The organism is Arthrobacter paludis (genome assembly GCF_056782315.1).
On record NZ_JBXAEW010000015.1, the window covers coordinates 16094 to 38703 of the forward strand.

Sequence of the window (22610 nt, forward strand, 5' to 3'; positions counted from 1 at the left end):
GGTCGGACGGGTGGGGGGAGGTCAGTCGATGGCCTTCCGCCGCCACAGGGCGACGGGGACTGCGGACGCCAGGCAGCAGAGGGCGACGAAGACGGCCGCAGGCCAGGTGGCGCCGCCGAAGGCGGCCATCAGGGCGGCCGCGGCGAGCGGCGTGAAGCCGGCGACGACGGCGCCGTTCGCCTCGCGGGCCAGGGCGATGCCGCTATACCGCTCCCGCGCGGGGAACAGCCCGGCGAGGAACGCCCCCTGGGCCCCCGACGTGCAGGCGATGACCACGCCGTACCCGAAGGCGAGGGCGGTCCCGGCAAGCACCGCGCTGCCGCTGGCCAGGGCCGCGAAGAGCGGGAAGGCGAACACCGTCCCGAGCCCGGAGCCGAACGCCAGGACGCGGCCCGCCCCGAAGCGGTCCGCGGCCCATCCGCCGACGGGCGTGCCGGCGATGCCGAACACGGACCCGATCGTGACGGCCGCGAGGGCGGCGCCCCGGTCCACGCCGACGGCGTCGGAGGTCATGAGGGACAACGCGAAGACGGCCATGGAGTAGTTCAGGGCATTGTGCCCGGTGATGGACAGGAAGCCGACCCCGAGGGCCGCCTTGTGGCCGCGGAACAGCTCGACGACCGGCACGCGCCGCCGTTCGCCGCGCTCGTGGGCGCGGCGGAGGGCGGCCACGTACTCGGGCGTCTCCTCGAGCCGGGCACGGATGAAGACGGCGAGGAGGAACAGGACGGCGGACGCGAGGAACGGCACGCGCCAGGCCCACTCGAGCAGGGCGGCGTCTCCGGCGGAGGAGGCCCAGAGGAACGCCCCCGTGGCCAGCACGATGCCGGCGGGCGGGGTCGCGAGCACCAGGGACGTGAGCAGGCCGCGGCGCCGGGCCGGGGCGAACTCGGCGACCAGCGTCATCGCGCCGGCCAGCTCCGCCCCCGCGCCCATGCCCTGCAGCAGCCGCAGGAGGACCAGCAGCACGGGAGCCAGCACCCCGATCGCCGCCGAGGTGGGCAGCAGCCCGATGCCGACCGTGGCGACGCCCATCATCAGGATGGTGAGCAACATGGCGGGGCGTCGGCCGTGGCGGTCGCCCAGGTGGCCGACCAGCAACCCACCGAGGGGGCGGGCGACGAACCCGACGGCGAAGGTCGCGAACGCGGCGAGCGTCGCGCCGGAGTCCGCGCCGGCGAAGAAGAGCGGGGCGATCACCAGGCCGGCGGCCGCGCCGTAGAGCGCGTAGTCGTACCACTCGATCACGGTGCCGACGATCGCGGCGAACAGCGCGCGGCGGGCGCCGGGCCCCATCCGCTCGGAGGTGGCGGGCGGGGCGGGCGACGTCGCCGGTCCTCTGGAATCCATGAAAGATATTTCTAGCATGCCGTGATACGGTTCACAAGTGACAACGCAGGACACGGCCCGCTCCCTGGCCCAGCGGCTGGTCGACGAGCTCCGCGGCCAGATCCTCTCCGGGGCACTGCCCCCCGGCGAGGTCCTCGTCGAGCCCCGGCTCGCCGAGGGCTTCGGCGTCTCCAAGACACCGGTCCGGGAGGCCCTGCACCTCCTGGCGACGGAGGGGCTCGTCGCGGTGTTGCCGAAGAAGGGCTACCTGGTGCGGACCATGGCCCCGCAGGACCTGGCCGAGGTGCTGGACCTGCGGATGCTGCTGGAGCCCCACGCCGCCGGCGAGGCCGCCCGCCACGCGAACGCCGCCCTGCTGGGCTCCCTCCGGGACGCGCTCGACCGCCAGCGCGAGGTCTCCCCCGCCGACCCGATCGAGGGGATGCGCGAGGCCCGCCGCTTCCACGAGACGCTCGCCTCGGGCGCCCGGAACTCGCGCCTGGCCGATGCCCTGCACCGGTGCTTCAACGAGACCTCCCGGGCGCACCACATCCTCCCCGGCCTGCGGGAGCACATGACGGACGCCGTCGAACTGGACGAGCACGAGGCGGTGTACGCCGCCGTCGCCACCGGGGACGCCGCCGCGGCGGAGGGCGCGATGCGCGCCCACCTGCGCACCATCCACGCGACCGTCACGCGCCAATTCGCCCGCGGCTCCGGCCTGTGGGACGGCGCGCGGTAGCTTCCGAGCCCCCGCGGAACAGGGCACCCCCGCGGCTGGCGGGCGCCACGGCCGAACGGCGCCTGGCCGACGGACGGAGCCGCGCGTCCGTCGGTCACGATTTGGCTATGTATTAGGTCACAGGCGCCCGCGCAGCTTAGGATTCTCCCGTCGGCCTCCCCTACGGACGCCGCGCACCACTCACTCGCGTTCTTTTTCCTTGGGGGGACTCCGCCATGCCTCTTCGTATCCGCCTGCGCTCCGTGGCCGCCGCCGCGGCCGCCGCACTCGCCCTCACGCTCGCGCCGTCGGCCGCGACCGCCGCCACGACCCAGCCGGTCGACGTCACCGGCTTCACCGTGCGCGACGTCGTGTTCAGCGCCCCGGGCTGCAAGGCCACCACCGCCTACGTCAAGCGCACCGTCGGCGCCGGCGCCGGGGACTACTTCATCGACTCCGTCGTCACCCGCTACGGGTACCTGGTCGACTGGGCCGAGTTCGACCGCGACTACTACTGGGACCGCCCGGTCCTGTGCGACGACATGGGACTTGGCGTCTACCGGATCGGCCCGTCCAACATCTACGACGCGGCGGAAACCTACGACTACGACGACGGCGCCAACAAGGCGTTCTACGCACGCGGCCAGGCGAAGGTCACCGTCTCGGCCTCCCGCAGCGGCAGCTACGTCTCCCTGCTGGCCAAGGCCACCTACTACAGCCCCGCCTCCGCCGGCTACCGCGCCTTCAACCCGCAGGACGCCAAGGTCCAGAAGTGGACCTCCAGCGGCTGGAAGACCATCCGCACCATCGACTTCCGCAACGGCCGCGGCTGGAGCAAGGTCTACGCCCCCGCGTGGGGCAAGTACCGCGTGGTCCTCAACCAGACCACGACGACGACGGCCGCGACCAGCGCCACGGCCAGCAAGTAGCTCCGGCCCACCGATCCTAAGGACACCACCATGAGCACCAACTACCCCCAGCAGTACGGCAACCCCTACGTCGGCGAGCGCAAGACCAACACGATGGCGATCGTCTCCCTGATCTCCTCGTTCTTCGTCAGCCTGCTCGGCGTGATCTTCGGGCACATCGCCCTGGGCCAGATCAAGCGCACCGGCGAGGGCGGCCGCGGCCTCGCCATCGCCGGCCTCGTGATCGGCTACGTCGGCCTGGTGGCCGGGGTCATCATCCTCATCGCCACGTTCGCGACCATCGGCGCGACCACCGGCGTCTAGCGCCGCGCCGCCGGCCCGCCCCCGGGCCGGCGGCTACGCGCCCACGGACATCCAGCGGTCGTTGCGGACCCGCCAGACCAGGGTCGCGGCGCGGGCCAGCATGTAGCCGACGCCGAACGCGAGCCACAGGGCCAGGATCGGGCCGGTGCCGGCCGTGTCCGCGGTGCCGGCCCACCAGAGCAGCGGGGCGTAGGCGGCCAGGTTCACGACACCGGTCACGGCCAGGTAGCGGGCGTCCCCGGCGCCGATGAGGACGCCGTCGAGCACGAACACCACCCCGCACACCGGCTGGGACGCCGCCAGGACCCACAGCCCCACGGCGGCGGCGCGCTGCACCTCCGCGTTCCCCGTGAAGAGGGCCCCCGCGAACGGGGCCGCGGCGGCCAGGACGGCGCCCGTGAACAGCCCGAAGAGCAGCCCCCAGCGGATCATCGTGGACGTCAGCCGCTGGGCGAGGACGCGGTTCCCGGCCCCGAGCTCCTTGCCGATGAGGGCCTGGGCGGCGATCGCGATCGCGTCGAGGGCGAACGCGAGGAACGTGAACAGCGTGAAGACGAGCTGGTGGGCCGCCAGCGTCACCGGCCCCTGGGCCGTGGCGACCCACACCGTGGCCAGGATCGCCAGGCGTAGGCTCAGCGTGCGCAGCATCAGCCACGACCCGACCCGCCCCGACGCCAGGACCCCGTGCCAGTCCGGGCGCAGGCGCACGCCGTGGGCCCGGGCGCGGGGAACCAGCATCCACAGGTAGACCAGGGCCATCCCCCACTGGGCGATCGTGGTCCCGAGGGCCGCGCCGGCGACGGACATCCCGGCCCCGTAGACCAGGGCGAAATTGAGGCCGATGTTCGCGGCGAACCCGATCCCGGCGACCGCGAGCGGCGTCTTCGTGTCCTGCAGCCCGCGGAGCACGCCGGTCGCGGCAAGCACGAGCAGCATGGCGGGCAGTCCGGGCATGGACCAGCGCAGGTAGTCCGTCGCGAAGCCGGCGACGCCGCCCTCGGCCCCCATCGCGCCGACCAGCGCCGGGGTGGCAGCCCATCCGGCGAGCGCGAGTACGGCCCCGAGGACCGCGGCCAGCCACACCCCGTCGCGCCCGGCCGCGAGGGCCAGGTCCAGGCGCCCCGCGCCGAGCCGCCGGGCGACGGCGGGCGTCGTCGAGTACGCGAGGAAGACCATGAGGCCGACGGCCGTCTGCAGCACGGTCGCGCCCAGGCCGGCGCCGGCGAGTTCCGCGACCCCGAGGTGGCCGATGATCGCCGTGTCGGCGAGCAGGAACAGCGGCTCGGCGATCAGCGCGCCCAGCGCGGGAAGGGCGAGGGCCAGGATGGTCCGGCCGAGGTGGCGCGGGGGCGCGGCGGCGCGGGGCGGGGACTGATCGGGGGTCACGATCCCCAGCGTATCGGGCCGCCCGCGAGCCGCCGGGCCCGGCCGGGATCGGCTCGCGACGTCGCCCCTCCCGCGCGAGATCGCCCCTCCCGCGCGAAATCGCCCCTCCCGCGCGAGATCGCCCCTCCCGCGCGAGATCGCCCGCAGCAACGCCTGACCTCGCGCCGAAAGGGCGTCCTCGGCGGCCGCCCGGCCGACTGCGGTCACCGGGTGGCGGACAGCCCGGCCTGCGGCCCACACCCGGTCCCGGAGGCCCCAGGCCCCTGACCCGCCCCGGCCGGTCAGTCGCCGCGCGCCTTGCGGGTCCTCTTGTCGTTGTCCTTCTGCAGCGCGTCGACCAGTTCGTCCTTGTTCATGGTGGACCGGCCGGGGACCTCCTGCTTCTTGGCCTGTTCGTAGAGGTCCTCCTTGGTGGCGTTCGCGTTCACGCCGCCCGCGGTGTCCTTGTCCGACCCGCGGCCCTTCCCGGAGGCCCGCTCGTCCGAGGGCCCCGGATCGTCCTTGGCCTCCCAGTGGTCGCCGACCTTCTGGTGCGTGTGCTTCAGGGACGCGTACGCGGCCCGCGCGGCGCGTTCCTCGTTGCCGTCGTAGGACTCCATCGCCGAGTCGTAGGTCTTGGCGAACGTGTCCTGGGCCTTCTGGCTCGAGCGCTGCAGCGTCGACGGCAGCTCGTCCTTGCGTGCGTGGTCGTTCTTGCCGGTCTTGGGCATTGCTCCCACTCCTTCCGCTTCGTGCCTCCCACGGTAGGACCGTCGCCCCGCTCTGGCCATGCCTACCTGCCCGCCCTACCGTGGGAGAACCGACGCAGCCCGGGCCGGTCCCCGGGCGAGGGGGTGCACGTGGACGGTTTCCGGGACAGGTACGACGCCGGGGCGCGCCTGGGGGCGCGTCTGACCGACGACGGCGGGTGGGCAGGCGCCGTCGTGCTGGGCCTGCCGCGCGGCGGGGTGCCCGTCGCGGCGGAGGTGGCCCGCGCGCTGGGTTCGCCGCTGGACGTGGTCGTCGTGCGGAAGGTCGGCCATCCACTGCACCGCGAGGTGGCGATGGGCGCACTGGCCGTGGTGGCAGGAACCGTGCGCTGCGTGGAGAACCCGATGGTCCTCGAGGAGATCCCCGAGCGCGAGCGACAGCGGGTCTTCGACGCCGCGGCCGCCAGCGAGGAGCGTGAGCTGCTGCGCCGCGAGGCGGCCTACCGGGGCGGGCGCCCGCCGCTGGTCCTGGCCGGCCGGCGCGTGCTGCTGGTCGACGACGGCGTCGCCACGGGCTCGACCATGCGCGCGGCGGTCGCGGCCGTGCGCTCCCTGGGGCCGGAGCGGCTGGGCGTGGCCGTGCCGGTTGCGCTCGGGCCCACGGCGCGGGAGCTCGCGGAGATCGCCGACGACGTCGTCTGCCTGTGGGCACCGCAGGACCTGCGGGCCGTCGGCCAGGCGTACGAGTGGTTCGACCAGACGGACGACGGCGAGGTCGGCCGGCTGCTGGATTCCACTCGCCCGTAGAATCTCGTTAAGAACGCGGGCGCAACGTCCGCTGCAGGTGGGGAAGGCGAGATGACCATAGGCTCCCTCATCAGCCCCTGCCTGGCGCTTGCCTGCGTCGCTGGACTCCTCTGGCACGCGCGGAGGGACCGCTTGGGGAACCGCCCGCCCGGACGGGAGCACGAGCCGTTGCTGGCCACGGTCCCCTGGGTCCTCGTCATGCACCCGATCGTGCTGTTTATCGGATTCTGCAGCGCAGCAGGAGCCAGCGAACTAGGTGGGCGACCCAGCGCGGGTGTCGCCGCATGGGGGCTCGTCTGGCCGGCTGCGGTTGAACTCGCCTCATGGGGCCGCCCCTACCGCGTCGCCCGCCTCCTTCAGCTGTACCTTGAGCACCAGTGGACCGCGCCGTTCGGGCACGAGTACCGACAGTACAAGCGGCAGGCTCGTCCTCTGCGGGCCACGGAGGCGAAGCTTCTCGTCATGGTGGTTCCCGGTTTTGTCGCAGGCCTCTTCCTCACCGGATTCTTTTCGGCACTCTAGGCGCCGTTCCGCCGCTGGCCCGGCCGGGCGCCGGGGACCCCGCGCAGGGCGGCCCCGGCCGAGGCCGCGGCCAGCGCCAGGAGCGCCGCCACGCACGCGACGGCCCCGCCCCAGCCGAGCGGAGCGAACGCCAGGCCGACCGCCCAGCCGAAGAGGCTCGACCCCGCGTAGTACGCCAGGTTGTACAGGCTCGCGGCCTGCGCCCGGCCCCCCACGCCTAGCAGCGGGATCCACCCGCTGGCGACGGCGTGGGCCGCGAAGAACCCCGCGGTGAACAGGAGCATCCCCACGGCCACGGCGGGGATCCATGGGGCCAGGGTCGCGAGCAGGCCGGCGCCCATGACGCCCGTCGCGCCCAGCAGCACGCGCAGGCGGCCGAACCGGGCGGCGAGGCCCCCGGCCCGCCGGGACGACCACGTGCCGGAGAGGTAGGCGACGAACACCAGCGAAACCAGCGACGAGGGCACGGAGAACGGGGGCGCCTCGAGCCGGAACCCCAGGAAGTTGTAGACGGCCACGAAGCCCCCCATGAGCAGGAACCCCTGCGCGTACAGGGCCAGCAGGGGCCCGCCGCGCAGGTTCGCGGCCAGCCGCGCGGCGAGTCCGGGCTCCCCCGGGGCCCGGCGTGCGGCGGCGAAGCCGCGCGCCCGGGGCGCGACGGCCAGGAACACGGCGGCCGCCGCGGCCGACATCAGGGCGACGGCGAGGACGCCGGTCCGCCAACCGACGAGCTCCGACAGCGGCCCGGCCACCAGGCGCCCGGACAGCCCGCCGAGTGTGGTCCCCGAGATGTACGTGCCCGCGGCGACGGCCGAGTGCAGCCGGGAGACCTCCTCGGACAGGTAGGCCAGCGCGACGGCGGGGATCCCGCCGACGGCGACGCCCTCGGCGAAGCGGACCGCGAGGAGCGCCCCGAACCCCGGCGCGGCCGGTACCAGCAGCCCGAGGACGGTCAGGGCGCACAGGGCCACGGCCATCGTCCGCCGCCGGCCGATCCGGTCCGCGACCCCGGACCACGCGATGACGGACACCGCGAGACCGAGCGTCGCCGCGGACACGGCCAGCGCGGCCTCGGCCTCGGAGACGCGCAGGTCCCGGGACAGGGCCGGCAGCACGCCCTGGACGGAGTACAGCTGGGCGAACGTGGCGACGCCGGCCGCGAACAGCGCCAGCAGCAGCCGCCGGTAGCCGGGCGTGCCCCGGGCGTGGCCGGCCCAGCCGGCGTCGTCTCGCATGCAGCCCGGCTCAGCCGAGCATCGGCAGGACGGTGTACGCGACCACCAGGGACACCCCGTTCTGCAGCACGTGCAGGATGTAGGAGTACGCGAGGGACTTCCCGGTCAGCACGTAGGCGACGCTGATCGCCACCCCGAGGACGGCGTACGGCACGACCGAGGTCGGATCGATGCGCCCGCCGGCGCCGAGGAAGTGGATGCCGCTGAAGATCCCGACCGAGAGCACCACGCAGACCCACTGGTTGAGGTAGCGGCTGAGCTTGCCGATCAGCAGGTGCCGGAACAGGTACTCCTCGACGAAGGGGCCCATGACGACGGCGACGGCGAACATCGTCGCGAACGGGACGGACCGGGTCATCCCCTCGATGGTCAGCTGGTTCTCGCTCTTCACGGCTTGGCCCACGGACACGAGGATCGCCGCGGTCACGCCCAGGCTGGCCAGCCAGGCCCCGGGCAGCCCGAACCCCTTGGCCCAGGGGTGGATGAGGAACGTGCGCAGCGACGCGACGAACGTGGGGAAGGCCATGATCATCGCGGCCGTGAACAGCACGGCGTAGGCGACCAGGTTGACGGCGAACTGGGCGGTGTCCGGGGTCCCGAACATCTCCCGGAACCCGGGAACGAAGAGCAGCAGGCCGGCCCCGCCGAGCCCGAAGAGCAGCACGTAGAGGACGACGGCGACGCCGTCCCCCCAGGCGAACCGCCCGGGCCCGAGGTCCGGATGGCGGGGCCGGGCGGGATGGGGCGCGCCCGGGGTCCCGGGCAGGGGGCGGTGCTGCATGCCCCTACCCTAGCGAGCCGTCGTCGCCCGCGCCGGGCCGCGCCCCGCCCGCCGCGCGGACGGCGGCCGCGTCGGCGTCGGACCCGTCCACCTGCCCGAACGCGTCCGCGTCCGGGTCCTCGGCGGGGCCGGCGAACTGCGACATGTACAGGCGGTGGTATGCGCCGCGGGCGGCCAACAGGTCCTCGTGGCTGCCCTGCTCCACGATCCGGCCGTCCTCCATGACCAGGATCGTGTCCGCGTCCCGGATCGTGGAGAGGCGGTGGGCGATCACGAAGCTCGTCCGGTCCGTGCGCAGCGCGGCCATGGCGTGCTGGACCAGCAGCTCGGTGCGCGTGTCGACGGAACTCGTGGCCTCGTCGAGGATCAGCAGCGACGGGTTCGCCAGGAAGGCGCGGGCGATCGTGATCAGCTGCTTCTCCCCCGAGGACACGTTGGTGCCCTCGTCCTCGATCACCGTGTCGTACCCGTCCGGCAGGGCCCGCACGAAGCGGTCCACGTACGTGGCGCGCGCCGCGGCGAGCACCTCCGGGTCGGTGGCGTCCAGCCGGCCGTAGCGGATGTTCTCCCGGATGGTCCCGTTAAACAGCCACGCGTCCTGCAGCACCATCCCCACCTTGGAGCGCAGCTCGGAGCGGGACAGCCGCGTGATGTCGACGCCGTCCAGCGTGATGCACCCGCCATCGAGCTCGTAGAAGCGCATCACGAGGTTCACGAGCGTCGTCTTGCCGGCGCCGGTGGGGCCGACGATCGCGACCGTGTGCCCGGGGTGCGCCTCGAAGGACAGGTCCTCGATCAGCGGCTTGGCCGGGTCGTAGGAGAAGTCCACGCGGTGGAAGCCGACGTGCCCGTCCGTGCGCTCGGGCAGGTGCTCCTCGGCGGTCTCCGGGTCCTGCTCCTCGGCGTCCAGGAGCTCGAACGTGCGCTCCGCCGAGGCGACGCCTGACTGGAGCATGTTCGCCATGCCGGCCATCTGGCCGAGCGGCTGCGTGAACTCGCGCGAGTACTGGATGAACGCGGTCGCGTCGCCCAAGCTCATCTGCCCGCTGGCCACGCGCAGGCCGCCGACGACGGCGATGCCCACGTAGGACAGGTAGGAGACGAACTGCATGACGGGGTAGATCATGCCGGAGACGAACTGGGCGCCGAAGGAGGCCCGGAACAGCCCCTCGTTGCGCTCCTCGAAGCCGGCCAGGGACTGCTCGTGGCGGCCAAACGCGGTGACGAGCTCGTGGCCGGCGAAGGACTCCTCGATGAGCCCGTTCAGCGCCCCCGTCGACTTCCACTGCTCCTTGAACCGCGTCTGGGCGCGCGTCCCGATCAGGCCGGCGGCGACGCCCGAGAGCGGCAGCGCGACGAGCGCGATCAGGGCCAGCTGCCAGGAGACGACGAACATCATGATCACGATGCCGATCACGGTCAGCAGCGCCTGGATCAGCTGGGCGAAGGCCTGCTGAAGCGCGTTCTGGATGTTGTCGACGTCGTTGGTGACGCGGGAGAGCGTGTCACCCCGCTGGCGGGTGTCGAAGTAGTTCAGGGGCAGCCGGTTGAGCTTGGCCTCGACGTCCCGGCGCAGGCCGTGGACGACGCGCATGACCAGCCGGTTGAGGATGAAGCCCTGGGCCCACATGAACACGTTGGCCACGAAGTACATGGCCAGCACGATCGAGATGATGACGCCGAGCTCGGTGAAGTCGACGCCCGTGCCCGGGACGAGCTCCATCCCGGCCAGCATGTCGGCCAGGTCGTTCTGGCCCTGGGCGCGCAGGCCGGCGACGACCTGCTCGGCGCTGGCCCCGGCGGGCATCTGCGCCGAGACGACGCCGGAGAAGATCACGTCCATGGCCCGGCCGAGGACCTTGGGCGCGATGACGTTGAGGACGACGGCGGCGGCCACGAACAGCAGCACGACGGCGATGCCGGCCTTCTGCGGGGCCAGCAGGCCGAGCAGCCGCTTCGCGGACGGCCAGAAGTGCTCGGCCTTGCGGACCGACTGCTGTCCGCCCCAGCCGTCGTCGATGCTCATCTCGACGAACTCCTCGGGCTCCTCCACCTCGACGGCGGCGGCCACGGGGGCGGTGGACGCGGCCGCGGCCTCGCCGGGAACCGCGTCGGGCGCCGTGGCAGGGTCGGCCGCCTGCCCGGGGCCGGCGACGCCGGGGCGGCGGTTCGCGGGGGTGTCGGCGTCGGACCGGTCCGGCGCGGGCCGGTTCGCGGGGGCCCGGCCGTCCGCGGCGCGGGCGCCGCCGTCGTCGTCCGCCGGGCGCCTGGTGTGCTTCCCCACCTACGCCACCTCCTCCGCGCTGATCTGGGACTCCACGATCTCCCGGTACGTGTCCGAGGTGGCGAGGAGCTCCTCGTGGGTGCCGCGGGCGGTGATCCGCCCGTGGTCGAGCACCAGGATCTGGTCCGCGCCGATGATGGTCGAGACGCGCTGGGCCACGATGACCACGGCCGCGTCCCGGGTGGGTCCGCGCAGGGCCGCGCGCAGGCGGGCGTCGGTGGCGACGTCGAGTGCCGAGAACGAGTCGTCGAACAGGTAGATGTCCGGCCGGGCGACGAGGGCGCGGGCGATGCACAGGCGCTGGCGCTGGCCGCCGGAGACGTTGGTGCCGCCCTGGGAGATCCGGGAGGCGAGCCCCTTCGGCTTGGCGCGGACGAAGTCGGCGGCTTGGGCGGTCTCGAGGGCCTCCCACAGCCGCGCCTCGGACGCGTGCTCGTCACCGAAGCGCAGGTTCGAGGCGACCGTGCCGGAGAACAGGTACGGGCGCTGCGGCACGATCGCGATCCGTGCGGCCAGCTGGTCGCGGGTCAGTGCGGTGACGGGTGCGCCGTCGACGAGCACCTCCCCCGCCCCCGCGTCGTAGAGGCGCGGGATGAGGTTCAGCAGCGAGGTCTTGCCGGAGCCCGTGGACCCGATGATCGCCATCGTCTTCCCGCGCTCGGCCGTGAAGGACACATCGGCCAGGACGGGTGCCTCCGCGCCGGGGTAGCCGAAGGAGACGTTCCGGAACTCGACGGCTCCGCTACCCGAGGTCTCGGCGGGGGCGGCGGGGACGCGCAGGGACGGCTCGGTGCGCAGGACCTCGGTGATGCGCTCGGCGCAGACCATGGCGCGCGGGACCATCATCGCCATGAAGGTGCCCATCATGACGGCCATGAGGATCTGCAGCAGGTACTGCAGGAACGCGGTGAGCGCGCCGACCTCCATCGCCCCGTCCGCGACGCGGTGGCCGCCGAACCAGAGGACGGCGGCGGTGGCCAGGTGCAGGACCATGCCGATCAGCGGGAACATCAGCACGAAGAGGTTGCCGACCCTGACCCCGACCTCGGTGAGCTTCGTGTTGGCCTCGTCGAAGCGGCGGGCCTCGTAGGGTTCGCGCACGAAGGCGCGCACGACGCGGATGCCCGTGATCTGCTCGCGCAGCACGCCGTTGATCCCGTCGATCCGGTCCTGCATGGTCCGGAAGAGGGGCATGAGGAAGCGGATGATGACCCCGACCAGGACGACCAGGAGCGGGACGGAGACCCAGACGAGCCAAGACAGGCCGACGTCCTCCCGCAGGGCCATAATGATGCCGCCGATGCACATGATCGGCGCCGCGACCATGAAGTTCAGGCCCATCAGCACCAGCATCTGGACCTGCTGCACGTCGTTCGTGCCGCGCGTGATCAGGGTGGGGGCGCCGAACGCGTTGACCTCCCGCGCCGAGAAGCCGCTGACCCGGTGGAAGACGCCCCGGCGGATGTCCCGGCCCATGGCCATGGAGGTCTTGGCGCCGAAGTACACGGCGGCGACGGCGGTGAGCACCTGGGCGAACGCGACGGCCAGCATCACGCCGCCCGTGCGCCAGATGAAGTCGGTGTCCCCGCGCACGACGCCCTCGTCGATGATGCGGGCGTTGAGACTGGGCAGGAAGAGGGTGGCGATGGTCGTCGCCAGCTGGAAGACGAGCACGGCCACGATCCAGCCGGTGTACGGCTTGGCGTGGTCCCGGATGAGTCTCAGGAGCATGGGTGCGGTTCCTCGGGTCGAGATCCCCGCGCGCGGGAGTGGGGGCGGGGAAGGGCCCGCCGGGGCGGCAACCCCGGGGCCGCTTTCAGCCTAGTCCCGGGGACCACGGGCGAGGATCCGCCGATCGGATGATTCCGGGCGCCCGGGCTGCGCGCGGCGCCCGCGGCCCGCCTCAGGCCGGGGCGCCCCGAACCGGCCTCAGGCCGCGGCGTCCCCCACGAGGTACTCGTTGCGCTTCTCGATGAGGTGGCGCAGGTAGCGGGCCAGGACCAGCCGTTCCGCGGCCCGGCCGACGACGCCCAGGGGCGCCGTGAACTCGATGAGGTCGACCATGACGGTCCCGCCGTCCGCCTCGTGGAACGCGTGGAAGTGCCGGAACGCCCGGAACGGCCCGCTGACCTGCTCGTCGACGAAGTAGCGGGGCTCCTCCAGCTCGGTGATGCGGCTGGTCATGGTCACCGGCAGGCCGAAATGGCGGGCCTTCCACGTGACACTCTGGTTCAGGCCGATGGCCCCGGACGTCACGCCCGCGACGGCCCGCTCGCGGGATTTCGCCATGGAGCCGACGTGCGAGTCGATGCTCAGGGACCGTTTGAACAACTCCTCACGGCCGAGCCGGGACTTCGTGGTGCACTCGAATCTGACGGTCATCTGGTCTCCCACCCGGATCCCGCGCCGTGGCCCGGGACGGAGGACCGCGGCGTCTCCTCCTTCGGATCGTAGTCCCGGCCGGCCGCCAAGGCACGCCTCGCGGGCGCTCCGCGGCCGCGTGTCCGGCCCCGGAAGGGGTATGCCGCGGACCACTCCTCCGTATACTGAGATTTCGATACCGCATCTTGGAAATCGAGAGAAAGCCGAGGCCGTCATGACCGAATCCCTGCGCCCCCTCACCGCGGGCGAGCCCGCCCCGCCCTTCACGCTGCCCGACGCCGAGGGGCGGCCCGTGTCGCTGGCCGACTACGCCGGACGCAGCGTCGTCGTCTACTTCTACCCGAAGGCGGCGACGCCGGGCTGCACCACGGAGGCCTGCGATTTCCGGGACAACCTGAACTCGCTCAAGGCGGCCGGCTACGACGTCGTCGGGATCTCACCCGACGGGCCGGAGGCCATCCGCGAGTTCGCGCAGGCCAAGTCCCTGACGTTCCCGCTCCTCTCCGACGCCGACTCGGCGACCGCGCAGGCCTACGGGGCGTTCGGGGAGAAGGAGATCAACGGGCAGACCGTCACCGGCACGCTGCGCACGACCGTGGTCGTCGGTCCCGACGGCCAGGTCGCCCACGCGGAGTACCGGGTCGACGCCGCGGGCCACGTCGCCCGGCTGCGCGAGCTGCTGGGGGCCTAGCCGAAACGCCCTGCGCGCAGACCCGTGCGGGTAGCGCATGACGCCGCGGCCTCATGCGCTGCCCGCACGGTCGTCCACGGATCCCGGAGGAGCCGGCGCCCGCCTCCCCGGGCCCCGCAGGGTTCGCTTAACGCGTGCCGGCGCCCTCCCTGTCCGTCTCAGGGAGGGCGCCGGTCCTACCGTCCGGGCGGGCTGGCGAACCCGCGCCCGGGAGGTGCCCGCTGCTTTGTAGGAAGAGCGGCACCGTGGGCGCGTCCCGCCCAGTGTCGTGCGGACGCGCACCTGGTTCGCCGTGGTCCGGGGCGCAAGCCCCGTCCCGGACCACGGCAGTCTGTGGGGGATTCCGGCGGACCGGCATCCCGGGCGGCCCGGCCGGAGCCGTGCTGGCCCCGGCCCCGGCCGCGGGCCCCGGTCCCTAGGCCTCGCCGCGGCGCAGGAGGCGCCCCCGCGGGGTGGTGAAGTCGACCTGCCCGCCGCGGACCCACGTGCCGGAGACGACGCCGGCGAGCGCGCGGCCGTCGTAGGGCGAGATGGGGTTGCGGTGGTGCAGTGTCTTCACGTCGACGACCTGGCTCTCGTCCGGGGAGAAGACCGCGAAGTCCGCGTCGAAGCCGAGTGCGATCTGGCCCTTGTGGGACAGCCCGGCCAGCTGGGCGGGCTTCGTCGACATCCACTGCAGGACCTGCTCCAGGGAGATGCCGCGGCGCTTGGCCTCGGTCCAGATCAGGGACAGGCCCAGCTGCAGCGACGCGACGCCGCCCCAGGCGACGCCGAAGTCGCCGTTCTCGACGTCCTTGAGGTCGACGGTGGACGGGGAGTGGTCGGAGACGATGCAGTCGATCGTGCCGTCCTCGAGGCCCTGCCACAGCAGCTCGCGGTTGGAGGCCTCGCGGATGGGCGGGCAGCACTTGAACGCGGTGGCGCCGTTGGGGATCTCCTCGGCGAGCAGCGTCAGGTAGTGCGGGCACGTCTCGACGGTGAGCTTGACCCCGTCCCGGCGGGCCGAGGCGATCATCGGCAGCGCGTCCGAGGAGGACAGGTGCAGGATGTGGGCCCGGGCGCCGGTCCAGCGGGCGCGCTCGATGACCTCGGCGATCGCCACGTTCTCGGCGCCGCGCGGGCGGGAGGCCAGGAACCGGGAGTACTGGTCGCCCTCGGCGTGCGGGGCGCGGTCGATGGCGCGGGAGTCCTCGGCGTGGACGATCATCAGGGAGTCGTACGAGGCCAGCTCGGCCATGTCCTCCTCCATCTCGTCCGCCGTCAGGTGCGGGAACTCGTCCACGCCCGAGTGCAGGAGGAAGCACTTGAAGCCGAAGACGCCCTCGTCGTGCAGGCCGCGCAGGTCCTTCTTGTTGCCGGGCACGGCGCCGCCCCAGAACCCGACGTCGATGTGCGCCTTCTTCTCCGCGGCCTCGCGCTTGGCCTGGAGGGCCTCGACGTTGACGGTCGGCGGGATCGAGTTCAGGGGCATGTCGATGAGCGTCGTCACGCCGCCCGCGGCCGCGGCGCGCGTGGCGGAGTCGAACCCCTCCCACTCGGTGCGGCCGGGCTCGTTGACGTGCACGTGCGTGTCGACGAGGCCCGGGATCATGACCTGCCCCTCGGCCAACTCGATGGTCTCGGTGCCGGCGAGGTTGTTGCCCAACGGCTCGATGGCGACGATCTTGCCGCCGCGGATGCCGACCTCGCGGGCGACGATGCCCGCGGAGGTGAGGATGCGCTCTCCGCGCACCACCAGGTCGTACTGGGCGGCACCGGCGGCCGGCGTGGCCGCAACGGATTCAGTGCTGCTGTCGATGCTCATGGGAAGGACTCCTTCGTGGTTTCCCGTGGTGGTTCTCAGTGTGGACGGTCGCCGGGGCCCGCGCTAGGCGGTGGCCGGCTCCGGCCGGGCGGCGGCCAGCCGCCGGCCGATCAGCTCCCCTGCGGCCCTGGCGAGCCGCGCCGCCTCCGCCATGCACACGGCGGGGTCGGATTCGAGGTCGGTCAGCGCAACGGTGGACGCGAAGCCCGCCGCGCGCAGCTGGGTGGGGTCCAGCAGCGTGCGCCCGCACACCGCGTGGACCTCGACGCCCGCGGCCCGCGCGGCCTCGGCCACGCCGGCCGGGGCCTTGCCCTCGAGGGTCTGGGTGTCGATGCTGCCCTCGCCGGTGACGACGGCGTCGGCCCCCTCGAGGGCCGCGTGGAGCCCGGTGAGCGAGAGGACGACGTCGATGCCGCGTTCGCGCACGGCGCCGAGCACGGCCATGGCGGCGAACCCGGTGCCGCCGGCGGCCCCGGCGCCGGGCCGGTCGGCGACGGCGGCGCGCTCCTCGCCGGCGACCCGGCCGAGCACGTCGGCCATCCGGGCCAGCGCGCCGTCCAGGACGGCGACGTCGGCCGCCGTCGCGCCCTTCTGGGGGCCGAAGACGGCGGCGGCCCCGTTGGCGCCGAGCAGCGGGTTGTCGACGTCGGCGGCCAGGGTGAAACGCGTGCGCCCGACCCGCGGGTCGAGCCCGGACAGGTCGATGCAGGCCAGCGACGCGAGCGCGGCGCCGCCGGCGGGGAGCTCGCGGCCGGCCGCGTCGAGGAAGCGGACGCCGAGCCCGGCCAGGAGGCCGGCGCCGCCGTCCGTGCAGGCGCTGCCGCCGACCCCGAGGACCACGTGCCGCGCCCCGGCGTCGAGCGCGGCCCGGACGAGTTGGCCCGTGCCGAGGCTGCTCGCGCGCAGTGCGTCCCTGGTGCCGCCGGGGAGCACGTCGAGCCCGGAGGCCGCGGCGAGCTCGACGACGGCGGTGCCGCCGCGGATGGCGAAGCCCGCCTCCAGCGGGCCGCCGGTGGGCCCGGCGACGGTCGCGGTCCGCGGCTCGAAGCCGGCCCCGAGGGCGGCGGCGAGGGTGCCCTCGCCGCCGTCGGCGACCGGGATGCAGTCGGTGCGCACGCCGGGCAGCGCGTCGGCCAGGCCGGCGGCGACCGCGGCGGCGACCTCGGACCCGGTCAGCGAGCCCTTGAACTTGTCGGGTGCGACGACGATGCGCATCCCGGTCCCCTTCCCGCGGACCCTACGCGTTCGCGCCGACCGGCTCGGCGGCCGGGGCGGGGACGTCGGACAGCGGAACCAGCGCGGTGGGGGCGTCGCCGGCGGTGTCCGCGAGGTCCTCGAACTCGTTGACGCCGTCCAGCGCGGCGCCCATGGCGATGTTGGTGACCTTCTCGAGGATGACCTCCACGACCACCGGCACCTGGTGCTCGGCGGCCAGGCGGCCGGCCTCGGCGAAGCCCGCCGCGAGCCCCGCGGGGTCCTCGACGCGCACGGCCTTGCAGCCCAGGCCCTCGGCGACCTTGACGTGGTCCACGCCGTAGCCGTTGGTCTCCGGGGAGTTAATGTTCTCGAAGCCCAGGGACACGTGGTAGTCCATCTCGAACGCCCGCTGGGACTGGCGGATCAGGCCCAGGTAGGAGTTGTTCACGACGACGTGGATGTAGGGCAGCTTGAACTGCGCGCCGACGGCCAGCTCCTCGATCATGAACTGGAAGTCGTAGTCGCCGGAGAGGGCGACGACGGTCTCGCCGGGCTTGCCCCGGACGACGCCGAGCGCGGCCGGGCCGGTCCAGCCCAGCGGGCCGGCCTGGCCGGCGTTGATCCACTTGCGGGGGCCGTAGACGTGCAGCATCTGGGCGCCGGCGATCTGGGAGAGGCCGATCGTGGAGACGTAGGTGGTGTCCCGGCCGAAGGCGGCGTTCATCTCCTGGTAGACGCGCTGCGGCTTGATCGGCACGTTGTCGAAGTTGGTCTTGCGGTGCAGGGTCCCCTTGCGGGCGGTGCACTCGTCGGCCCACTCCGAGTAGTCCGGCATCGTGCCGGCGGCCCGGCGGTCCCGGGCCGCGGCGATGAGCTGGTCCAGGGCGGCGCCGGCGTCCGAGACGATGCCGAGGTCGGGGCTGAAGACGCGGCCGATCTGCGTGGCCTCGATGTCGATGTGCACGAACTTGCGGCCGGCGCGGTACGTGTCGAGGGCCCCCGTGTGGCGGTTGGCCCAGCGGTTGCCCAGGCCCAGCACCACGTCCGAGGCCAGGAACGACGCGTTGCCGTAGCGGGTGTGGGTCTGGATGCCGACCATGCCGGACTGGAGGCGGTGGTCGTCGGGGATCGCACCCCAGCCCATGAGCGTCGGGGAGACGGGGACGTTGAGCAGTTCGGCCAGCTCGACCAGCTTCTCCGAGGCGTTGGCGTTGATGACGCCGCCGCCGGCGACGATGATCGGGCGCTGGCCCGCGGTGAGCACGTCCAGGACCTTCTCCGCCTGCGCGCGGGTCGCGGCCGGCTTGTCGGCGGGCAGCGGCTCGTAGGCGTCGATGTCGAACTCGATCTCGGCCAGCTGCACGTCCAGCGGCAGGTCCAGCAGCACGGGGCCGGGACGGGCGGAGCGCATGACCTGGAACGCCTTGGCGAACGTCCCGGGCACCTGCCCGGGCTCCAGGATCGTGGCCGCGAACTTCGTGACGGGCTTGGCGATGGACTCGATGTCCACGGCCTGGAAGTCCTCCTTGTGGAGAACGGCGGTCGGCGCCTGGCCGGTGATGCACAGGATCGGGACGGAGTCCGCGATGGCGGCGTACAGGCCCGTGATCATGTCGGTCCCGGCGGGGCCCGAGGTGCCGAGGCACAGGCCGATCCTGCCGGTGGCGCGGGAGTACCCGTCGGCGGCGTGCGAGGCGCCCTCGACGTGCCGGTGCAGCGTGTGGCGGATGCCGCCGTGCGCCTTCATGGCGGAGTACAGCGGGTTGATGGCGGCGCCGGGCAGGCCGAAGGCCTCGGTGGCGCCCTCCTTCTCGAGGATCAGCGCGATCGCGTCGACGGTGCGCATGGTGGTCATGGGTTGCTCCTGGGTGCCGGGCCGGACTGGGCGGCCGGAAGGGATGGGGGGTGCCGCCGCTCAGGCGGTGGCGGGGGCCTGCTGCTGCGCGGACTCGAGGCCGCCGGAGAGGCGCTCGACGCCGCGGAAGAGGCCGGAGTGGTCGAGGCCGCCGTCGCCGGTGGCGACCGTGGAGGCGACGAGCTGGGCGACGAGCGCACCCAGCGGGAGGACGACGCCCGCCTCCCGGGCGGCGGAGGTCACGATGCCCATGTCCTTGTGGTGCAGGGCCAGGCGGAAGCCGGGCGCGAACTCGCGGTCGAGGATCTTCTGGCCCTTCTGCTCCAGGACCTTGGAGCCGGCGAGGCCGCCGCCCAGGACCCGCAGGGCCGCCGTGGTGTCGACACCGTACGCCTCGAGGAAGGCCACGGCCTCCGACAGGGCCTGGATGTTGGCGGCGACGATGAGCTGGTTGGCCGCCTTGACGGTCTGGCCCGAGCCGGCGGGGCCCACGTGGACGATCGTCTTGCCCACGGCGGCGAAGACGTCCGCGGCGGCGTCGAAGTCGGCCTTCTCCCCGCCGACCATGATGGACAGGACGCCGTCGACGGCGCCGGCCTCGCCGCCCGAGACCGGGGCGTCGAGCGGACGGACGCCGGCGGCGCGGGCCTCCTCGGCCAGGCGGAACGCTACGTCGGGGCGGATGGTGGAGTTGTCGATCCACAGCGCGCCGTCCTTGGCGTGCGCGAAGACGCCGTTCTCGCCGGTGACGACGCCCTCCACGTCCGGGGAGTCCGGGACCATGGTGATGATGACGTCCGCGTCGCGGACGGCCTCGCCGATGTTGGCGGCCGCCGTGCCGCCGGCGGCGGCCAGCTCCGCGGCCTTCTCGGGGCTGCGGTTGTAGCCGGCGACGGCGAAGCCGGCCTGGACGAGGTTCTTGGCCATGGGCAGGCCCATGATGCCGAGGCCGATGAAGGCGATGTTCTTGCTCATGTCTGTGCTCCTGGTGTTGGTGGGCCGTGCGACGGCGGGGCCTGCGGGGGGGATGTATTGGTGGGCCGGAAGCCGGCCGGGCGGGATCGCCGCTAGGCGGGCTGGCGGATGAGCCAGTCGAACGCCTCGTCGGCGGTGGCCTTGTACTCGAGGCCGATGGGGCCGGCGTAGCCGAGGGAGCGGCTGCGGGTGATCCACTCGCCGAGCGGGAGGGAGCCCGAGCCGGGGGCTCCGCGCCCGGGGTTGTCGGCGATCTGGATGTGGCCGAAGTCCCGGGCATGGGCCTCGATGACGGCCGGGACGTCGTCGCCGTTCACGGCCAGGTGGTAGAAGTCCGCGAGCAGCCTGACGTTGTCGACCCCGGCTGCCCGGGTCTTGGCGATGACGTCGAGGGCGTCCTGCGCGGTCTTGAGCGGGTAGCGCTCCGCGCCGGAGACCGGCTCCAGCAGGACGGTGCCGCCGATCCGTACCACGCCCCGCGCCGCGGCGACGAGGTTCTCCACGGCGAGCCCGTCCTGCTCCTCGGGTGTGTAGCCGTCCTGGCGGTTGCCGTAGAGCGCGTTGAAGTGGCGGCAGCCGGTGGCCTCGCCGATGGCGGCGACGACCTCGATGTTCTCCTTGAACTCGCCGGAGCGGCCCTTCCAGGACACGAGCCCGCGGTCGCCGCCGGGCATGTCCCCGGCATTGAAGTTCAGGCCCGTGAGCTGGACGCCGGCGTCGGCCAGGGCCCCCACGAACCGGTCGACGTCCGCGTCGGACGGCACCGACTCCGCGAACGGCCACCAGAACTCGACCTGGTCGAAGCCGGCGGCCTTCGCCGCGGCGGGCCGCTCCAGCAGGGGGAGCTCCGTCAGGAGGATGGAGCAGTTGACGGTGTAGGACATCGCAGGTTCCCTTCGGTTCGCCAGTTTCCAAATTATGGAAGTTTTCTTCTGCGCTACGAAAAGCGTAGGAGTGACGCGAGACACCTGTCAAGCCTCGCCTTCCAAAACGCGAACCCGGATTTTCGCCATGCGAAAGAAAGGTCTTGACAGTAGGGACTGTGATGCGCGTTACTTGACGGAGTCGACGCGGAATCCTGTTTCCGCATGACGGAATCAAGACTTCCCCTCCCGAGGCCGGTCCGGCCACGAACGAAAGTCCCCTCCATGAGCACGACTGACGACACGGCGGTGCAGCCCATGACCGTCGAACCCACCCCGTCCACCAACACGCCCGGCGTGGATCCGCACAGCGCCACGGGCACCGTCCGCGAGGACAACCCCTACGAGCTGAGCGCCGACCTCTACAACCAGGACCTGGCGCCGACGAAGCGCGAGGGCCGCCCCTGGCGCGCCTACAGCATCTTCACCCTCTGGGCCAACGACGTCCACAGCCTCGGCAACTACGCCTTCGCCATCGGGCTCTTCGCCCTCGGCCTGGGCGGCTGGCAGATCCTGTTGGCGCTCGGCCTCGGCGGCGCCTTCCTCTTCCTGCTCCTGAACCTCTCCGGCTTCATGGGCGAGAAGACCGGCGTCCCGTTCCCGGTCATGAGCCGCATCGCCTTCGGCATCCGCGGGGCGCAGATCCCCGCCCTGATCCGCGGCGCCGTCGCCATCGCCTGGTTCGGCATCCAGACCTACCTCGCGTCCGTGGTCTTCCGGATCATGATCATCGCGGTCCTCCCGGGGGCCGCGGCCCTCGACCAGAACAACATCCTCGGCCTCTCGACGCTGGGCTGGATCTCGTTCGTCCTGCTGTGGGCCCTCCAGCTGGTCATCGTCAGCTACGGCATGGAGATGATCCGCAAGTACGAGGCGTTCGCCGGACCGGTCATCCTCGTGACGATGGCCGCCCTGGCCGTGTGGATGTTCATGCAGGCCGGCGGCTCCATCGCCTGGACGACGCCGGAGTCGAAGACCGGCCTCGACATGTGGCTGGCCATCCTCGGCGGCGCGGCCCTGTGGGTCTCGATCTACGGCACCTTCGTGCTGAACTTCTGCGACTTCACGCGCGGCGCCTCCTCCAAGTCCGCGATCATCCGGGGCAACTTCTACGGCATCCCCGTCAACATGCTGGTCTTCGGCGCCATCGTCGTCGTCCTCGCCGGTGCGCAGTTCAAGATCGACGGCACGGTCATCGAGTCCCCCGCGGACATCGTCCAGACGGTTCCCAACACCATCTTCCTGGTCCTGGCCTGCCTGGCCCTGCTGGTCCTGACGATCGCCGTGAACCTCATGGCGAACTTCGTCGCGCCGATCTACGCGCTGTCGAACCTGTTCCCGAAGGTGCTCAACTTCCGCCGCGCGGGCCTGGTCTCCGGCGCGATCGGCCTGCTGATCCTGCCGTGGAACATGTACAACTCGCCGGTCGTGATCACGTACTTCCTCGGCGGCCTCGGCGCCCTGCTCGGCCCGCTGTTCGGCATCATCATGGCCGACTACTGGCTGATCCGCCGCGCGCAGGTCAACGTCCCGGACCTGTACCGCGACCTGCCGCACACGACGTACCACTACACCCGCGGCTTCAACCCGAGGGCCGTGGCGGCACTGATTCCGACGGCCGCCGTCGCCCTCCTGCTGGCGTTCGTGCCCGCGTTCGCCGTGGTCTCCTCGTTCTCCTGGTTCCTCGGGGCCGGGCTGGGCGCCGTCGTCTACCTCCTGGTGGCCGACCGCCGCATGCCGTTCACCGACGTCTCCGGCGAGCACATCGCCGTCGCCAGCACCCACTAGGAGCCCGCC

General features: G+C 72.7%; 19 protein-coding genes. 6 read left to right on the forward strand and 13 right to left on the reverse strand.

What is annotated here, in order from left to right; translation table 11 throughout:
- Positions 1–21: 21 nt before the first annotated feature.
- Positions 22–1350: an MFS transporter gene (locus tag AC1Q5D_RS13260; RefSeq protein ID WP_481738935.1), complete on the reverse strand. Its 1329-nt coding sequence runs from the start codon at positions 1348–1350 to the stop codon at positions 22–24.
- A gap of 37 nt (positions 1351–1387) precedes the next feature.
- On the opposite strand from AC1Q5D_RS13260, the gene AC1Q5D_RS13265 reads away from it, so the two are divergent.
- From AC1Q5D_RS13265 to AC1Q5D_RS13275, 3 genes are all read left to right on the forward strand, one after another.
- Positions 1388–2071, forward strand: a complete 684-nt coding sequence (locus tag AC1Q5D_RS13265) for a GntR family transcriptional regulator (RefSeq protein WP_481738936.1) — start codon at positions 1388–1390, stop codon at positions 2069–2071.
- Between the two features lie 215 nt (positions 2072–2286).
- The gene (locus tag AC1Q5D_RS13270; protein WP_481738937.1) at positions 2287–2979 is read left to right on the forward strand and encodes a hypothetical protein; all 693 of its coding nucleotides are present in this window, start codon (positions 2287–2289) and stop codon (positions 2977–2979) included.
- Positions 2980–3009: 30 nt separating this feature from the next.
- Entirely contained in the window at positions 3010–3282 is a 273-nt protein-coding gene (locus AC1Q5D_RS13275) for a DUF4190 domain-containing protein (protein ID WP_481738938.1), read from the forward strand.
- A gap of 33 nt (positions 3283–3315) precedes the next feature.
- Here AC1Q5D_RS13275 and AC1Q5D_RS13280 read toward each other — a convergent pair whose 3' ends face one another.
- The gene (locus AC1Q5D_RS13280; protein ID WP_481738939.1) at positions 3316–4668 is read right to left on the reverse strand and encodes an MATE family efflux transporter; all 1353 of its coding nucleotides are present in this window, start codon (positions 4666–4668) and stop codon (positions 3316–3318) included.
- 281 nt (positions 4669–4949) lie between these two features.
- Positions 4950–5378, reverse strand: a complete 429-nt coding sequence (locus AC1Q5D_RS13285; protein ID WP_481738940.1) for a ChaB family protein — start codon at positions 5376–5378, stop codon at positions 4950–4952.
- Between the two features lie 129 nt (positions 5379–5507).
- Here AC1Q5D_RS13285 and AC1Q5D_RS13290 point away from each other — a divergent pair, with 129 nt between their 5' ends.
- Positions 5508–6164 carry a phosphoribosyltransferase gene (locus AC1Q5D_RS13290; RefSeq protein ID WP_481738941.1) on the forward strand — a complete coding sequence of 219 codons (657 nt, stop codon included), beginning with the start codon at positions 5508–5510 and terminating at the stop codon, positions 6162–6164.
- Between the two features lie 518 nt (positions 6165–6682).
- On the opposite strand, the gene AC1Q5D_RS13295 is transcribed toward AC1Q5D_RS13290, so the two are convergent.
- From AC1Q5D_RS13295 to AC1Q5D_RS13315, 5 genes are all read right to left on the reverse strand, one after another.
- On the reverse strand, positions 6683–7921 hold the full coding sequence (locus AC1Q5D_RS13295) for an MFS transporter (protein ID WP_481738942.1): 1239 nt from the start codon (positions 7919–7921) through the stop codon (positions 6683–6685).
- Between the two features lie 10 nt (positions 7922–7931).
- Positions 7932–8702 (reverse strand): CPBP family intramembrane glutamic endopeptidase, encoded by a 771-nt coding sequence (locus AC1Q5D_RS13300; RefSeq protein WP_481738943.1) that lies wholly within the window; start codon positions 8700–8702, stop codon positions 7932–7934.
- 4 nt (positions 8703–8706) lie between these two features.
- Complete coding sequence (locus AC1Q5D_RS13305) at positions 8707–10728, reverse strand: ABC transporter ATP-binding protein (RefSeq protein WP_481739004.1); 2022 nt, start codon at positions 10726–10728, stop codon at positions 8707–8709.
- Positions 10729–10986: 258 nt separating this feature from the next.
- Entirely contained in the window at positions 10987–12717 is a 1731-nt protein-coding gene (locus AC1Q5D_RS13310) for an ABC transporter ATP-binding protein (RefSeq protein ID WP_481738944.1), read from the reverse strand.
- 198 nt (positions 12718–12915) lie between these two features.
- Positions 12916–13368: an SRPBCC family protein gene (locus AC1Q5D_RS13315; RefSeq protein ID WP_481738945.1), complete on the reverse strand. Its 453-nt coding sequence runs from the start codon at positions 13366–13368 to the stop codon at positions 12916–12918.
- 214 nt (positions 13369–13582) lie between these two features.
- Here AC1Q5D_RS13315 and bcp point away from each other — a divergent pair, with 214 nt between their 5' ends.
- Complete coding sequence (gene bcp / locus AC1Q5D_RS13320) at positions 13583–14059, forward strand: thioredoxin-dependent thiol peroxidase (protein ID WP_481738946.1); 477 nt, start codon at positions 13583–13585, stop codon at positions 14057–14059.
- A 415-nt stretch (positions 14060–14474) separates the two neighbouring features.
- On the opposite strand, the gene allB is transcribed toward bcp, so the two are convergent.
- The 5 genes from allB to AC1Q5D_RS13345 form a co-directional block, all read right to left on the reverse strand.
- Positions 14475–15863, reverse strand: coding sequence for an allantoinase AllB (allB, locus tag AC1Q5D_RS13325; RefSeq protein WP_481738947.1), 1389 nt, complete (start codon positions 15861–15863; stop codon positions 14475–14477).
- Between the two features lie 63 nt (positions 15864–15926).
- Positions 15927–17078, reverse strand: a complete 1152-nt coding sequence (locus tag AC1Q5D_RS13330; protein WP_481738948.1) for a glycerate kinase — start codon at positions 17076–17078, stop codon at positions 15927–15929.
- Positions 17079–17100: 22 nt separating this feature from the next.
- Positions 17101–18915, reverse strand: coding sequence for a glyoxylate carboligase (gcl, locus tag AC1Q5D_RS13335; RefSeq protein WP_481738949.1), 1815 nt, complete (start codon positions 18913–18915; stop codon positions 17101–17103).
- 60 nt (positions 18916–18975) lie between these two features.
- On the reverse strand, positions 18976–19890 hold the full coding sequence (locus AC1Q5D_RS13340; RefSeq protein WP_481738950.1) for a 2-hydroxy-3-oxopropionate reductase: 915 nt from the start codon (positions 19888–19890) through the stop codon (positions 18976–18978).
- Positions 19891–19982: 92 nt separating this feature from the next.
- Positions 19983–20774 (reverse strand): hydroxypyruvate isomerase family protein, encoded by a 792-nt coding sequence (locus tag AC1Q5D_RS13345; RefSeq protein WP_481738951.1) that lies wholly within the window; start codon positions 20772–20774, stop codon positions 19983–19985.
- Between the two features lie 264 nt (positions 20775–21038).
- Between AC1Q5D_RS13345 and AC1Q5D_RS13350 the strand changes: the two genes are divergently transcribed.
- Complete coding sequence (locus AC1Q5D_RS13350) at positions 21039–22601, forward strand: NCS1 family nucleobase:cation symporter-1 (RefSeq protein ID WP_481738952.1); 1563 nt, start codon at positions 21039–21041, stop codon at positions 22599–22601.
- The last annotated feature ends 9 nt before the right edge of the window (positions 22602–22610 follow it).